This window comes from Raoultibacter phocaeensis (assembly GCF_901411515.1).
Classification (GTDB): domain Bacteria; phylum Actinomycetota; class Coriobacteriia; order Coriobacteriales; family Eggerthellaceae; genus Raoultibacter; species Raoultibacter phocaeensis.
Genome location: NZ_CABDUX010000002.1, coordinates 1,249,149 through 1,263,000 on the forward strand (window position 1 = coordinate 1,249,149; position 13,852 = coordinate 1,263,000).

Consider the following 13,852-nt stretch of genomic DNA (forward strand, 5'->3'; position numbering starts at 1 on the left):
CTGCGATGTCGCGCAACCCCCCTCGCAAAGTTACAGCTCCGTGACATGAGGAGCCGATTGGGACCAGGCGCACGCAGCCGCCATCTCGCCTGCTGTACAATGGCCTCGCATGCGAGAGCGCATCGCACTTCCGAACATCGTCATGGAGGACGCCATGGATCTGTACCCATCGATCGCCCAACGCAAGTCCTGCCGTAAATACGACATGAGGCCCCTCGATACCGAGGTGCTCGATGAGATCGCCCGAGCGATCGACGGATTCGAACCGCTGTATCCCGATGTCGCGCTCACGTGGCGCTTCACCAAGAAGGTAAAGGGGCGCTTTCACGTCGACGCACCGCACTATCTGATCGCAAGCGGAACCGGTGCACCCGGAGAAATGGAAGCTGCCGGCTTTCTGTTCGAGCAGCTCGCCCTTTGGTTCGACGCCATGGATATCGGTTGTGTATGGCTCGGCTCTTCGAAGGATACCGAAACAACCGACACGAAACAGGATATCATCGTACTCGCCTTCGGCAACGTCGAGGGATCAGCGCACCGCACGCTCGACCAGTTCAAACGCGTACCGATAGGCGATATCACGAATGCGCCCGACGATACGTGCATCCAAGCCGTCCATCTGGCGCCTTCGGGCATGAACACGCAGCCGTGGTACCTCGAAAAGCACGGCGATAAGGTGTTCGTATACGAAAAGAAGCTGAAGCCGCCTCTGTCGCTTGCCTACAAGCTTTCCGATATCGACATGGGAATCGGGCTGTGCCACTACGCCATAGCGTGCAAGGAGGCAGGCAAAAACTTCAGCTTCACCCGCGATACGAGCCTTCCAAACAAGCAAGGCTACCTGCCGTTCGGGATTATCGAATAAAGTACGGGCAGAGGCACCTGCGCAGGCGGCAGCCGATGCGTTGCGACAGACAAAGGGATCACAGGTGCACGCAAGCGTGCTCGGCGGTACGTTGCGGGCAACGGCGAAAGAAGGTCCGCTGGAGGTTCGCTGAAATCGGCAGACGCATCTGCCCGCCTCGTGCGGTTCCTCATATCGGTTGACAACCCCGCGCCCCCTTGCTACGATGCTACGAAACTTCATACCATGCTTGCTCTTTCCCCCGGGTTAGAGCGTACAAGGGCATCGAATCGTATTCCGCTAGGGGCTATCCGTCAGGATGGTAGGAATAGGATCCGATGCCCTTTTTCAATGGTATGACCGCAACGAAAGGAGCTCAGCATGACAACCATACGGGTCTTGAGCGCGAAAGACGTAGCGCAGGCAATCACGATGGACCGCGTGATCGAAGCCGTCGAATCGGTGTATGCGGCAAAAAGCGTTGGGCAAACCGAGGTGTGGCCCACCGTGTTCAACGTGTTCGAGGAAGGTAAGGCCGACCTGGACATCAAATCGGGCCATCTGAAAGACCGCGGCCTGTACGGCCACAAAACGGTTTCGTGGTTCGCAAACAACGAAGACAAGGGACTTCCAGCCTTGTTCGGTCTGATCGCCGTGTACGACGATCAGACCGGAAAGCCGCTGGGCGTCGTAGACGGCACCTACATCACGGGGATCAGAACCGGTGCCGCAGGCGCCCTTGGAGCGAAGCATCTTGCCCGCACAGATTCGAAATGCCTGCTCATCATCGGAGCAGGGAACCAGGCGGTGTTTCAAGCGGCAGCAACGCTCACGCTCATGCCCGCGCTCGAATGCGTGCGCATATACGACCGGGACGCCGCAAAAGAGCATGCATTCGTCGAAGACATCGTAGCTCGACTCGCTGATTAGTTCGCCGTCGACGCAGCCGGGGTGCACTTCGAAGCCGTTGAGGATCTCGAAGCGGCCGTTCGTGCAAGCGACATCATAATCACGGTAACGTCCGCCCGCGAGCCCATCGTCAAACGCGCGTGGGTGCAGCCGGGCACACACTTTTCGTGCATCGGAGCCGACATGGAAGGCAAGCAGGAAATAGAGTCGACCATCATGAAAGATGCGCTCGTGTTCGCCGATGACCTCGCGCACTGCAAAGAGGTCGGCGAGATGGAGCTGCCCCTCAAGCAGGGCATCATAAGCGAAGAAGACATCGATGGCGAGTTGGGCGACCTCATCACGGGTACGACAGTCGGAAGAACGAGCGACGATCAGATAACCGTGTTCGATGCAACCGGCATGGCGCTGCTCGACATTGCCACGGCCCACATGGCCCTCGAACTCGCAAAAGCACGCGGGCTCGGTACCGAAGCGCAGCTGTAAAGGAGATCATCATGAGTTTTCAGTATCAAGATGTCGAACAGGCCTACAAGCGGATTGAGGAGTACGTGCGCAAAACGCCGCTCGAGGAATCGTTCTACCTCGGAGGCAAAGGGCGCTCCTACTTTTTCAAACTCGAATCGTTCCAGCGCGCGAAAAGCTTCAAGATCCGCGGGGCGCTCAGCAAGATGACGACGCTTTCCGACGAGGAACGCGCACGGGGCGTAGCCACCGTCTCATCGGGCAACCACGGCAGCTCGGTCAGCTATGCGGCATCGCTGCTCGACATCGAGAACGCCAAGATCATCGTGCCGAAACCGACGCCGAAAAGCAAGATCGACAAGATCGAGTACTTCGGCGGCGAGGCGCTTCTCATGGGCGGCGATTACGACGAAGCGCACGCGCTCGGCATGGCCTATATCGAAGAGCACGGACTCACCTACATCGACGCGTACGACACCGATCCTCTGGTCTACGCCGGCCAGGGCACGATCGGCATCGAGATCCTTGTGCAGAATCCCGACATCGACACCATCATTGTGCCCATAGGGGGCGGCGGCCTCATCACGGGCATCGCCGTCGCGGCAAAAGCGCTCAAACCGTCTATCCGCATCGTCGGCGTGCAGACCGAGGCCTGTCCTGCCCTCATCGATTCGTACCGCGACGGCGTGCTCTACGCCGAGTACCCGGGGAAGCCGTCCCTCTGCGACGCGCTCGTAGGCGGTGCAGGTCGCCTGAGCTACGAGATGGCGAAGGATTACGTCGACGAGTTTCTCACGGTATCCGAGGAAACGGTTGCCAAGGCGGTCAGCTTCATGGCGAAAGACGAGAAATATATCGCCGAGGCCGGCAGCTGCACGACGGTGGCAGCCGTGATGGACCATGCCGACGCGATCGGCGGCACGAATATCGCGCTCGTGATTTCGGGCGCGAACATCGACGGCAAGCTTTTGACCGAGCTGCTCGATCGATACTAGCGAACCCGTATCGAGCGGCGAGGCTCGCAGCCATCGCGACCTGCCGCTCGATACGTCACAGCCTTTATGCAAGCATACGGCAAGTTGCTTCGGTTAGCCAAATGATAGCCGAAGCAACCTGTTGCTCTACGCTGGGCACCCGTCGCCGAACAGCAGCTCCCGCTCGGTTCCCGAAAGCGCGTCGCGTGCCTGATCGCGCAGGTTGTTCATGCCGCTGAGGAACTGGCGGTACATCACGAGCGTGAGGTAGCGCCCGATCGGCGTCAGCGTGAGCTCCTCGGCGTTGTCGGTTTCAAACGCTTTGTTCATGCGCATGAAAGCCATCTCCAAAGGAAGGCCCGCTTCGACACTCACGCCGAAATCCTCCTTAAACTCCCGCTTGTCCAGCCGCAGACTGTACAGCCTGAGCAGAAAACGGTAGCGCATAAGATCCTTCTTGCTCATATGCGACTTGCCCATAAGCGACATGCGGCCGTTTCTTATCGCCTCGTTGTATTCGCTGATGCTGAACGTGTTAACGTAGAGATCCCCGTTCAAATGGGTAATGGCCCCGCTTCCGATGGCCGGGTACTCCTCGTAGGATATCGCGTACTCGTCGACCATGAGCGCATGGTCTTCCTCCCCGTTTTCACCGAGACGGTTGAACGTCCACAGCGTCGTGCGCTCGAACAGCGGGTTGTCGCCGCCCGCAAGCACGCCGTCGAGTATCTGGTAGAAACGGTGCTCCCGATCGTAGTCCATAGCACCGAGCGTGTCGACCATCTTGCGCGTCGTGGCGGACGACACGTACAAAGGCGAGAACGTCACCTGCCGGCACCCGCTCTGCACGATCTTTTCAAGATCGGCGATCAGAATCTCCTCGGTCTGCGAGGGAAAATTGAAGATCATATCCACGTTCAGGGAATCGAAGTAGGGCTTCGCCTCGTCGATGCGCTCGAGTATCTCTTCCCCGCTGCCGTATTTCTTGTAGCGGTCCATCTGCTTGAGCAGATCGTTGTCGAAGCTCTGAACGCCCACCGAAAGGCGCTGCACGCGGCCCTTGAGCTTTTCTAGGTAAGGGTGGGCAAGATGGTTGGGATTGGTTTCGGAGGAAACCTCTTTGATGCTGAAATTGTCGCGCGCCAAATCGATGGTCTCGCACAGCTCGTCGATCATGATGGTGGGCGTGCCGCCTCCGATGTAGATGCTCTCGAAGTCGTAACCCAGATCTTTGAGCATGAGCATCTCTTTGCGCATGCTCGCGAAATACGGCGCGGCAACCTCTTTGCGGTACGGATAGCGGTTGAAGCTGCAGTACGGGCACAGAACCTGGCAGAACGGCACGTGCATGTACAGCATGTACTTCTGTCCCGGCTTCGGAAGCGGCATCATCGCCTCATCGGTCGGCGCAAGCGCCAACTGTCGTTTCGTCATAGTTTTGACAATACCCGTAAGGATACGTTCGGATAGCATGGTATCTCCTTGGATCTAAAAAGCAAACGATCCCATAGTAAGGCTTTTCGGTGCTCTGCGCGGCTCCTTTTTACCTATTTGCTAGGAAAAGACGATAGAGACGACATATCGAGCGCATTCGAAAAGCCCGCAAGCGCTCCCTTTTCGCCATTACGCCATGATCGGGCTTTTAAGAACAAAGGAATGCAGTCTGTCTAAGATCAAGAGAAAGGCTTGGAGCATCCGCACGGGAGCACTCCAAGCCATAATCGATACCCCTAGCAAATACCCGCTTATCCCTCAGCGAATAACCAGCTCGAGGCTATCTGCGTTCTTACTCTGCCTCACTTTTAGCGGCAAGTTCTTTGGCTGCTTCTTCTTCCATAATCGTGAGCTGCTTGTTCTTCTTGGCGAACAGCATGCACGTTGCAGAGGCAACCACGAATATCGCAGCGATGATGAATGCGCCGTTCCATCCGAGAGCACTCCCCGAAATGGCCGCCACCAAGGGAACGCCGATGGCATCGAAGATGGGTTTACCGAGAAATACTAGGCCGTAGATCTGAGCGAAGTTCTTCGGCCCTAGATACATCGTGGTCGCAGAAGAGAAGCAAACGGCAGAAGAGCTCAAAGCCGCACCAAAGAAAAATCCGGCAACGAATAACACGACGAGATTGGTGCCCCACAGCATAATCACGATAAGGGCGATAGCAGCAAGATAATTGATGATGGAGTACGCCCAGCGCGGGCCCACTTTGTCCACGATAAGACCTGCGGCAATTTTTCCGCAGCAGCCGGCAAACGCAAGGAACGTCATAAACATACCTGCTGTGCCAAGATCGACGCCGTTGCCGACGAGAAACGTCGGGAAGTTCTGCAACGGGCCCTGCTCGCCTATACCGATGAGGGCGAACGACAGCGCAATCAACCAGAACGTCGCGGTTTTCAAAGCCGACTTGCGGTCGAGCCCCACGAGCTTGGCAGCCCCTGCCCGGACCGCTTCCTGAGCGGCTTCCGCCTCGGTCACCCCGTCAGGAAGAAGTCCGATGTCCTGTGGCCTCCATCTCAGAATGAACGCAGAGACGAACAGTACGATAAATGCGATTACGCCGAGCGTGATCGCAGCCTGCTGCCAATCGCCGCCCGCTGTCGCAGAAGAGATGATGCTCGTGGTGATATAGGAACCGGGCAACGTGGCGCACCAGGTGATGCCGATAGCGATGCCGCGGCGTTTGACGAACCAGTTCGACGGAATTCCGGAAAGAATGATCATGCCGCCAAGTGCGCTACCAAGGCCCATGACTACATAGGCTGCGTACACCATCCACAGTTCGTTCATGAACCCGAGAATGAAAAAACCGCCCGAAAAAAGAAAAGCCGACAGAATCAAGGCGCCGCGAACCTTTATCTTCTCAACGATATCACCCACGACCAAGCTGAAAAAGCCAACGACGAGAGCGAAGATGGAGAATCCGAGCGCCACCTGCGTCGGATCGGCACCGAGCATCTCGGTCATGGGCACTTTGAACATACTGAAAGAATAGAGCCCGAAGCCTTGGGTGACAACGCCCACGATAAAGGCGATGAGAACCATGAACCACCCTTTTGCGAAAAACGGACTGCTTTTCTTTACCTCATCCATGCTAAACCTCCTTGCTAGCTCATATGCAGGTTTCGCCGAAATAAAACCTGATGTTTTGATGGCGGCGAGACCGGCATCCCTTAAGGCAGGTCACCTGCCCAAGCGGGTGCCGCCCGCCGTCGACGGCGACGGACGGCACCCCACGTTATATGGTTACGCCGTGAAGATGGAGCAGTGGCGTCCTTCGGCTTCCTTTACCATGTCGGCGAGGGACCCGATCTTAAGCGCACGCGTCGGACAACCGCTCACGCACAGGGGGTTCGAATTGACCTCGTAGCACGCAGCACATTTGTCGAGAACCGGTGCCACGAGATGGTACTGGCGCAGCACTCCTTCGACGAGGAACGGCTCGCGCCGCTCGCAGCGCATCCAATCCTCATCGTAGGGATAGCGATGGGTCTCGCGACATGCCGCCTCGCAGCTGAAGCAGCCGTTGCAGTCGTCCAGATCAAGCAGAAGCGCAATACCTTTTCCATCGACTCTGCTCATTACAGATCACCCCTTCCAGCTTCGATCTTGCACAGTGATGAGCGCATGGCCGTAGCACCGTAGCCGGGCTCTGCAGGTGTAGAGGGCACGAGAATGTTGCCGTTGCACTTATCCCACCCGTATCCGGGCAATCCCAGTTCGGGGCATTCGTCGCGCCAGCCAGGGCGCGGAACCGCCACGACCCCCTTCTTGATCTCGCGCGTTACCGTGGCCTTCGAGATAATGTGGCCGCGCGGCGAGGTGATGGTGATCCATTCGCCGTTCGTGATGCCGTATTTCCGGGCATCGTCGGGATGCACGAGGGCGAACGGGTCGGGATAGAGCTTGCGTTGAGCCGGAATGTTCGTCCACGCGGAGTGGAAGAACGAGTAGACGCGATGCCCGGTGACGGCGATCAGCGGATACTCTTCGGCAAGCTCAGGTTGGGAGATGGGGCTTTCCATCGGCTCAACGTAGTCGGGCAGCGGATCGTAACCGAAGTCGGCCAGAGCCTGGCACCAGAATTCGATGCGCCCCGTAGGCGTTGCGAAGCCCGGTTGTCCGTCGGGCCGCATGATGCCCTTCTCGTACTTCTTCTCGATGTAATCGCCCTTTTCGCCTCCGGGCTCGGTGGAACGCCAGTCTTTTGACTGGAATTCCTCCCAGGTTAGATCGAGATCGTAGAATTCCTTCAACCGCCAAAGCACCATTTCCTTGGTGTTGTTCCAGGGCCAATGCTCCGGATCGATGCGCTTGCCCCAATGCAAGAAGAACTCCCAATCGTCCCAGCATTCGCCCGGAGCCTCGACGGCCTGGTCGAACGTGAGCAGCAGGTTGCCATCGATTTCCTCGTCGTATGAGCACCGCTCGGCCCAGTCAGCCGAAGGCAGCAGCAAGTCGGCGAGCTTCGCCGTCGGCGACATGTAGAAATCCTTGACTGCTACGAAATCGAGATTCGGGGATGTCATGGCCTTGTACGTAAGATTGGTGTTCTCGTAGCAGAGAAGCGGATCGTTCGCGATGGCGATGAACGCCTTCACAGGACGGGGCTCGCCGGTGATCATCGCTTCGAACACCGCATGCGGGTCGTTCGAGCGGCCGAACGACTTGTAGAGAGGATGCTCTTCGCCGCCGAACGTGAACAGCTCGGGACGGCCCGGATCCTTCGTTCCGTCCCACAATGTGATCTTGTCGTCGAGCATGACGGAGAACGAAAGGCTCACCGGGGTGCCGCCCACGACGTCAATATGACCGAGCAGCCCGTGCAGGCACGCGAGAGCGCGTCCGTTCTGGATGGCGTTTGTGTGCATGCATCCCGGTCCGAGGCCTATGTTCATGGCAACCGGTCCGCACGTACCCATGATGCGCGCGGCTGCACGGATCTCTTCGGGAGTGATCCAGCAGACTTCGGCCGCGCGCTCGGGAGTCCAATCCTTCACGCGCTCGGCGAGCTCGTCGAAGCCGTACGTCCATTTTTCCACGAAATCCGCGTCGTACCACTCGTTCTCGATGACTTCGTGGATAAGGGCGAGCGCGAGCGCCGCATCGGTGCCGGGGCGCGGCTGGATGGCGACGTCGGCATGCTTCGACATGTCTTGGAAGCGGGAATCAATCACGACGAGCTTCGTTTTGCCGGCGCGCTGGTTCGCATAAACCTCTTTGGCCCAGGTCGTCTGCATGGCGGGGTTCTCTCCCCACGCGACCACGCAGCCAGCATGGCGCGAGTCGCCCTTCGCGGAACTGAAGATGCCGAGCGTAAACGCATTCGGAAGTATATGGGGCATGAGGCACACGTGCGTGGGTACGAGGCTCCAGCCTTCGAGCCCGAGCGACGAGTTCAGGCGACAGTGCCAATGGTTCGCGACGCGACCTGTTCCCTGACCGGTAATGATGGCTTCGGGGCCGTACTGCTCTTTGATGCGCAGGCACTCGGCCGCAATGATGTCGAGCGCCTCGTCCCACGTAATGCGCTCGAACTCGCTCTTGCCGCGGTTTTCGGGATTTCGCTCGCCGTCGGGATCCCAGTCTACGCGCTTCATGGGATAGAGCAAACGCCCGTCGAGGTTGTTGTGAATCTCGCGCTCCGACATTCCCGAGCCGCAGATGACGCCATGCGATTTTACGTTGTCGGGATTGCCTTCGATCTTGACGATCTGATTGTTCGCATCCGAGTAGACGATGACGCCGCAGCGCGCATGGCACGTCGTGCATTGCGTTCTGGTCTTTTTAAATGCCATTTCTTCTCCTTCTCCGTTACTGGTCTTCGCGGTTTCATTCGAACTCTGCTTGTGCCGCCTCACCTCTTTTCGAACGCATCGGCTCTGTCTTTCCTTCGAGTCATCTATTCAGCTTTTTTGGGAAAGCGCACCAGAAGAGCGCACACCACGCCGATCACGCAGCACACGCCGATTCCGATGTAGGCGGGGTTGTAGCTGCCCGCAGAGCTGAACACGGCACCGGAAATGACGGGAATCATGCCGGCGATGATGCTGAAGATGGGAAGTGCAACACCGATGATCTTCGAGAAGTTCCCATTGCCGAAAAAGTTCGCAAAGCAGGTGGGACCGCATACGAGATTGATACCCCAACCAGCACCGATGCAGATGAAGTACACGAACATGAGCACGCTGTCGTTCGCGCTGCTGAAGCTTGCTATGAACATTGCGGCGGCCATGGCGATGCCGCCGAACGCAAGCACGCGCACCGGTTCGATTCGGTCGATAAGGGGCGCGATCAGAAAACGGACGATCAATGCGACGATACCCTGGATGGACAAGCCGAGCGCAACGATGCCAGGGTCGAAGCCCATGCCCGAGAAGTGCAGCACGCCTGCAGATACGTTTATGTTAAAGCCGAAGTACAAGGGAAGAGCGGCGCAAACGAAGAGCCAGAACGCGGGGGTTTTCAAAGCTTGCGCGAGCGTCTTGCTCTCTTTCGTTTTATACACCTTCGACGAATCGACTTTGTTCTCAACGGCTTCTTCCGTCCCCCCATCGACGAAACCATCGGGAACAAGACCTTTGTCTTCGGGTTTGTTGCGAATAAACAGCACCACGATCACAAGACCGACAACCGCCGCCGCGGCTACCGCGTAAAAAGCAGATCTCCACGAACCAGTCGACTGAATGATGGCGTTGATTGCGGGCGGCACGAGAAACGCCACCGCACCCATTACCGCCATCATGATAGCCATGGCCATGCCGCGCTTCCTAACAAACCACATACTGATGGTGGTTTGGCACGGCACCTGAGAACCCATAGCGCTGCTAAAGCTCAGCCACACGCCGAAGATGAGGAAATAGGCGATCGTACTCGACCCGCCGAACTGAGCGAAAACGATGCTGCCGATAATAATCAGGATAGCCGACAGGATCATCGTCAGGCGAGCGCCCTTCTTCGATACCAAGTTGCCGATGATCGGCGCGAGCAGTCCCTGGAACAAGATGAATACGGTAAAGCCGAGGCCCACAAGCGTGCGATCCATCATGATATCGGGCTGCGTGACCATGACGGGTATCGCAATCTGACCGGCATTAAGAGATACCGACCCTAAGAGCAGGTACACCAATCCGCAAGCCGCTGTGATCACCCAGCCGTAGAAAAATCCCCCTTTCCCCTTCTTCGGCGCAGACGGAGCGGTGCCCGACTTTGCATCTTGCTCATCCATAGCTTCCTCCTTTTTCTGTCGTTCGGAACAAGACATGCGGCTTCGTGCATGGCAGTACTCTAGAAAGCCTCAGGACTGTGCGAGGCATATGATTTCGGCTTTCGGGCATTGCGCATCGCATGGAGCCATAGCCCGAAGATACGTGTTTTGGTGAGAATTGCATCGGCTCGACGCTGCGAAACAGCCTGAAAGCGCCTCATGCAAGCTGCATGAAATATTTATCCGATCAGGCGATACCGTGCATGAGCAGATGATGAGGAGTCGTGAGTGCAAGCCCCTCTTCGCTCATTGAGATGAACTAGAACGTCGCGATTTTTTCGGCCTCGACCATGTCGATCAGAGCCTGATGCGAGCCGACTCCGAGCTTCTTGTATATGTTGTAAACATGCGTTCTCGCCGTCGAGTTGCTGATAACGAGCTTTTCTTCGATTCGCTCCACATTGCGGCCTTTCGCCAACAAAAGGAACACTTCGGCTTCTCGGGGAGACAATCCATAATCCAGAATGACTCTCTTGCATGCACGGATGAAACGGCCGTCGTGATCCGAGGATATATCTCTTTCATCGGGATCGACTTCACCGAACCCGCCGTTCAAAACCTCGGCCTTCCTGCTTTCCTCAGAATTTAGCAGCACAAAGGAGAGCAGCAGCAGAAATGACAGTCCGATAAGAATGAAGTGAGTATGCTGTTCTGTGGACTCATTTCGCATGAAAATGTACCAACCGACAACCGTACCGACAAGCAGCCCGATCCAGTTGGGAATACTCGCCTTCGAGTACCTCCGAATGGAATGGATCCTGAATTCCTGATTAAGCTCGCTTCGCTCGCACCAAGCAAGAACCATGGCAAACGCATTGAACGCCACGGTCAAACCTGCGCACACGATCAGCGCCGCCTCGTTGCAGTAGGGAATGAGAAAGAGGATAGCGACAATGAAAGGCAGCGACATCTGCTGGACCTGTTGGCTCTTCAGTACCCTATTGAGCGACCAGTGCTTCGCCATGATAGATAAAGCCGCGCCGATAACCCCGCATGCCCCCACGATAAGGGCAGGCCCCAAACCCAGCGAAACCGTCACGATCAAAATGATGCCGTACGCCGCACTATGGCATGCAAGCCAAAACGCCTTCTTGCTCGTTTCCCGAAAAACGCTCTCGTCCTCTTCGCGAAGGTAGTTTCCCCAATCGACGTTCTTCATAAGCAACCGGCAAATGGCCACCTCTGCGGCGATGATGATCGACATTCCCATCAAACCGAGCTGCGGAGGCTGGACGGCGCACGAGAAAACGTACAGCAGAACGCTGAAGAACGCGCTCGTCGCAACCGTAAGGATGTTCTGCCTCATGGAGTTATGGCTCAATATAAGACACCAGAGCAGGCCAGAAGCGGCAAAGCTTATGCCGAGCAGAGCCCACGTAAGTACGGCGGCAAGACCCAACGTAACCCCGAAGCACAACGCAGCCGCCTCGGCGAGGAAGGGGACGACGCCTATGGCTACCGCCGGCATAAGGACGGCGGAGTAATGCAAGACAAGCCAATCCGCCTGCGTATACCCGAGCACGTATACGCCCAACATTGCCAAAATGGCAACTATGCGCAGAACCACCGCATACGATTCGCCATACCCGGACGCGAGCGGCAGCGCGATGCTCAATCCGCAGTAGGTCTGGACCGCTAAAAAGCATCCGAATCCGATAGCTGCCAGAATCAAGCGGCCATCAGGAATAGCCTTGCCATCGTAGACGGACTCACTATCGTTTGACACGCCCGACGCCGATCCATCGCGCCTCAGCCCATTCGCCTTCGATCCGCTGATAGCCGTCGCCCCCCATCGACCTCAATAGCCGAATCGCCCCCGATGGTCTCAAGGCACTGGCAAAGCAACTCTGGATGCCTGCGCAGGTAAAAGCATCGGATCTCTTCCAGCTTCGCTTCTAGCTATATGGTCTTATATTTAATACCACCACGACCATGATACTACATACTCTAATTTGTTATGGACATGAATGAGCGCAAAGCAAAATTAGGCCAGGCAATTCGCACCGAGCGCCGAGAGCAGGACATTTCGTTGCGCCGTTTTGCCCTTATGGTAGGGTTCAGCCATTCCTATTTGGTTGACGTCGAAAACGGTCGACGAAACATCGGCATCGAGAACCTCTGCAAGATAGCCGACGGGCTCGGTGTCGAGGTGAGCGATTTGACTAAAGGATTGTAGGCCACAGCTAAAAAACTACAAGCCAATCTCAAGCTTGTTTAGCGCGCTGCTTTCTAATCAGGATGTCGGTAACCTGCCCGTCTGCAAGCACCTCAGAACCAGCGAAGCTTCTTCAGCAAGAACAAAAGCGTCAACGCAAAGAGCATCGTGCAGCCCGCTACGACGGCGAAACCCCACGGATAGTCCGCAAGGGGTATGCCTAAGAGGTTCATGCCGAAGAAGCCCGCCACTGCCGTGGGGACGCACAGCACGAGCGTCACCGTAGCCACCACCTGCATCGTGCGGTTCAGATCGTGTTCCATGAGCAGGCTGAAATGATCGATTGTGGAATCGAGTATCTCGGAGTGTATCCGCGTTGTCTCAAGCGCCTGGCGGTTCTCTATCAGCACATCGTCGAAACGGTCGCGGTCCTCTTTGGTGGGAAAGGGTGAACGGCGCAGGTACTTCTCGAAAATGGCATCGTTGGTGATAAGCGAGGTTTTGAAGTACACGAGCGAGGAATCCAGCACGTAGAGATCCTCAAGCGCTTTGCGCGAAGGGCGCTTCGTGGTAGACATGAGCTCGGCGCGCCGTCGGTTGATGAGGCGAAGCGCCATGAAGTACGCCGAAGACGAGGCCGTAAGGATATCGGCCGCAAAGGCATGCACGTTCTCGGTCGGCGAGAGTTCCTTGGATGCTTTGAGCTGGTCGATGAGCGGGATCTTGTACACCGAGCACACGGTAACCACGTTATGCGGCGTTTCGAACAGCGCGATTGGGATGGTCTTGTAGCTGCGCTCGTTGGAAGAGCGATCGCGCACAGGCGTATCCGAGATGAACAGGGTGTAGCCGTGGTCGTCCTCGATGCGCGACACCTCGTCGAGGTCCAGTGCGGCACATACATCTTCCTCCTCGAAACCGAACGTGCTGCAAAGATGAGAAAGCTCATCGGGTGTCGGTTCGAATACGGCTATCCAGCAGCCGGGTTCTTCCTCGTTGATTTTTTTGAGCGCATGATGCTCATCGGTGCGGAAGTACTCGATCATACGCCTGCACCTCGCAGCGGACAGACGGATACAACAACGGTTGCCACGAAACGAACTCCTTTGCACAAGACGACCCGACGACGTCGCGCAGCCGGACTTTTGCCGTGCGAAGCGACCAAGCGCCTCGCGAAATCCGATTATAGTCTATTCTTGCGTTTCGCAGATCGAGGCAAAGACGGAACGGGGCGAAG

The 13,852-nt window shown here is 56.9% G+C and carries 10 protein-coding genes and 1 pseudogene; 4 read left to right on the top strand and 7 right to left on the bottom strand.

Features of this window, described 5'->3' with window-relative positions:
• Positions 1 to 109 precede the first annotated feature (109 nt).
• From FJE54_RS13235 to FJE54_RS13245, 3 genes and pseudogenes are all read left to right on the top strand, one after another.
• A complete protein-coding gene (locus tag FJE54_RS13235) occupies positions 110 to 865 on the top strand; it encodes a nitroreductase family protein (RefSeq protein ID WP_139653279.1) in 756 nt (251 codons plus the stop codon).
• A 360-nt stretch (positions 866 to 1,225) separates the two neighbouring features.
• Positions 1,226 to 2,239: pseudogene (locus FJE54_RS16345) on the top strand (ornithine cyclodeaminase family protein).
• 11 nt (positions 2,240 to 2,250) lie between these two features.
• Entirely contained in the window at positions 2,251 to 3,213 is a 963-nt protein-coding gene (locus FJE54_RS13245) for a threonine ammonia-lyase (RefSeq protein ID WP_139653280.1), read from the top strand.
• 126 nt (positions 3,214 to 3,339) lie between these two features.
• Here the strand turns inward: FJE54_RS13245 and FJE54_RS13250 are convergent, their stop codons facing one another.
• The 6 genes from FJE54_RS13250 to FJE54_RS13275 all read right to left on the bottom strand — a co-directional run bounded on the left by FJE54_RS13250 (position 3,340) and on the right by FJE54_RS13275 (position 12,186).
• A complete protein-coding gene (locus tag FJE54_RS13250; RefSeq protein ID WP_139653281.1) occupies positions 3,340 to 4,665 on the bottom strand; it encodes a coproporphyrinogen III oxidase family protein in 1,326 nt (441 codons plus the stop codon).
• A gap of 313 nt (positions 4,666 to 4,978) precedes the next feature.
• Entirely contained in the window at positions 4,979 to 6,286 is a 1,308-nt protein-coding gene (locus tag FJE54_RS13255) for an MFS transporter (RefSeq protein WP_139653282.1), read from the bottom strand.
• Between the two features lie 153 nt (positions 6,287 to 6,439).
• Entirely contained in the window at positions 6,440 to 6,775 is a 336-nt protein-coding gene (locus FJE54_RS13260; RefSeq protein ID WP_139653283.1) for a 4Fe-4S dicluster domain-containing protein, read from the bottom strand.
• A complete protein-coding gene (locus tag FJE54_RS13265; RefSeq protein WP_139653284.1) occupies positions 6,775 to 8,991 on the bottom strand; it encodes a molybdopterin-containing oxidoreductase family protein in 2,217 nt (738 codons plus the stop codon). Before FJE54_RS13265 ends, FJE54_RS13260 begins: the two co-directional genes overlap by 1 nt.
• A 104-nt stretch (positions 8,992 to 9,095) precedes the next feature.
• Entirely contained in the window at positions 9,096 to 10,421 is a 1,326-nt protein-coding gene (locus tag FJE54_RS13270; RefSeq protein WP_180326740.1) for an MFS transporter, read from the bottom strand.
• A 298-nt stretch (positions 10,422 to 10,719) separates the two neighbouring features.
• A complete protein-coding gene (locus FJE54_RS13275; RefSeq protein ID WP_139653286.1) occupies positions 10,720 to 12,186 on the bottom strand; it encodes a response regulator transcription factor in 1,467 nt (488 codons plus the stop codon).
• A gap of 231 nt (positions 12,187 to 12,417) precedes the next feature.
• On the opposite strand from FJE54_RS13275, the gene FJE54_RS13280 reads away from it, so the two are divergent.
• Positions 12,418 to 12,636, top strand: coding sequence for a helix-turn-helix domain-containing protein (locus FJE54_RS13280; protein ID WP_255467434.1), 219 nt, complete (start codon positions 12,418 to 12,420; stop codon positions 12,634 to 12,636).
• A 92-nt stretch (positions 12,637 to 12,728) separates the two neighbouring features.
• Here the strand turns inward: FJE54_RS13280 and FJE54_RS13285 are convergent, their stop codons facing one another.
• Positions 12,729 to 13,661, bottom strand: coding sequence for a magnesium transporter CorA family protein (locus tag FJE54_RS13285; RefSeq protein ID WP_139653287.1), 933 nt, complete (start codon positions 13,659 to 13,661; stop codon positions 12,729 to 12,731).
• Positions 13,662 to 13,852 lie beyond the last annotated feature (191 nt).

Coding starts and splice junctions, on each gene's coding strand:
- FJE54_RS13235 (WP_139653279.1), top strand. CDS start 110: ATGCGAGAGCGCATCGCACTTCCGAACATCGTCATGGAGGACGCCATG.
- FJE54_RS13245 (WP_139653280.1), top strand. CDS start 2,251: ATGAGTTTTCAGTATCAAGATGTCGAACAGGCCTACAAGCGGATTGAG.
- FJE54_RS13250 (WP_139653281.1), bottom strand. CDS start 4,665: ATGCTATCCGAACGTATCCTTACGGGTATTGTCAAAACTATGACGAAA.
- FJE54_RS13255 (WP_139653282.1), bottom strand. CDS start 6,286: ATGGATGAGGTAAAGAAAAGCAGTCCGTTTTTCGCAAAAGGGTGGTTC.
- FJE54_RS13260 (WP_139653283.1), bottom strand. CDS start 6,775: ATGAGCAGAGTCGATGGAAAAGGTATTGCGCTTCTGCTTGATCTGGAC.
- FJE54_RS13265 (WP_139653284.1), bottom strand. CDS start 8,991: ATGGCATTTAAAAAGACCAGAACGCAATGCACGACGTGCCATGCGCGC.
- FJE54_RS13270 (WP_180326740.1), bottom strand. CDS start 10,421: ATGGATGAGCAAGATGCAAAGTCGGGCACCGCTCCGTCTGCGCCGAAG.
- FJE54_RS13280 (WP_255467434.1), top strand. CDS start 12,418: ATGGACATGAATGAGCGCAAAGCAAAATTAGGCCAGGCAATTCGCACC.
- FJE54_RS13285 (WP_139653287.1), bottom strand. CDS start 13,661: ATGATCGAGTACTTCCGCACCGATGAGCATCATGCGCTCAAAAAAATC.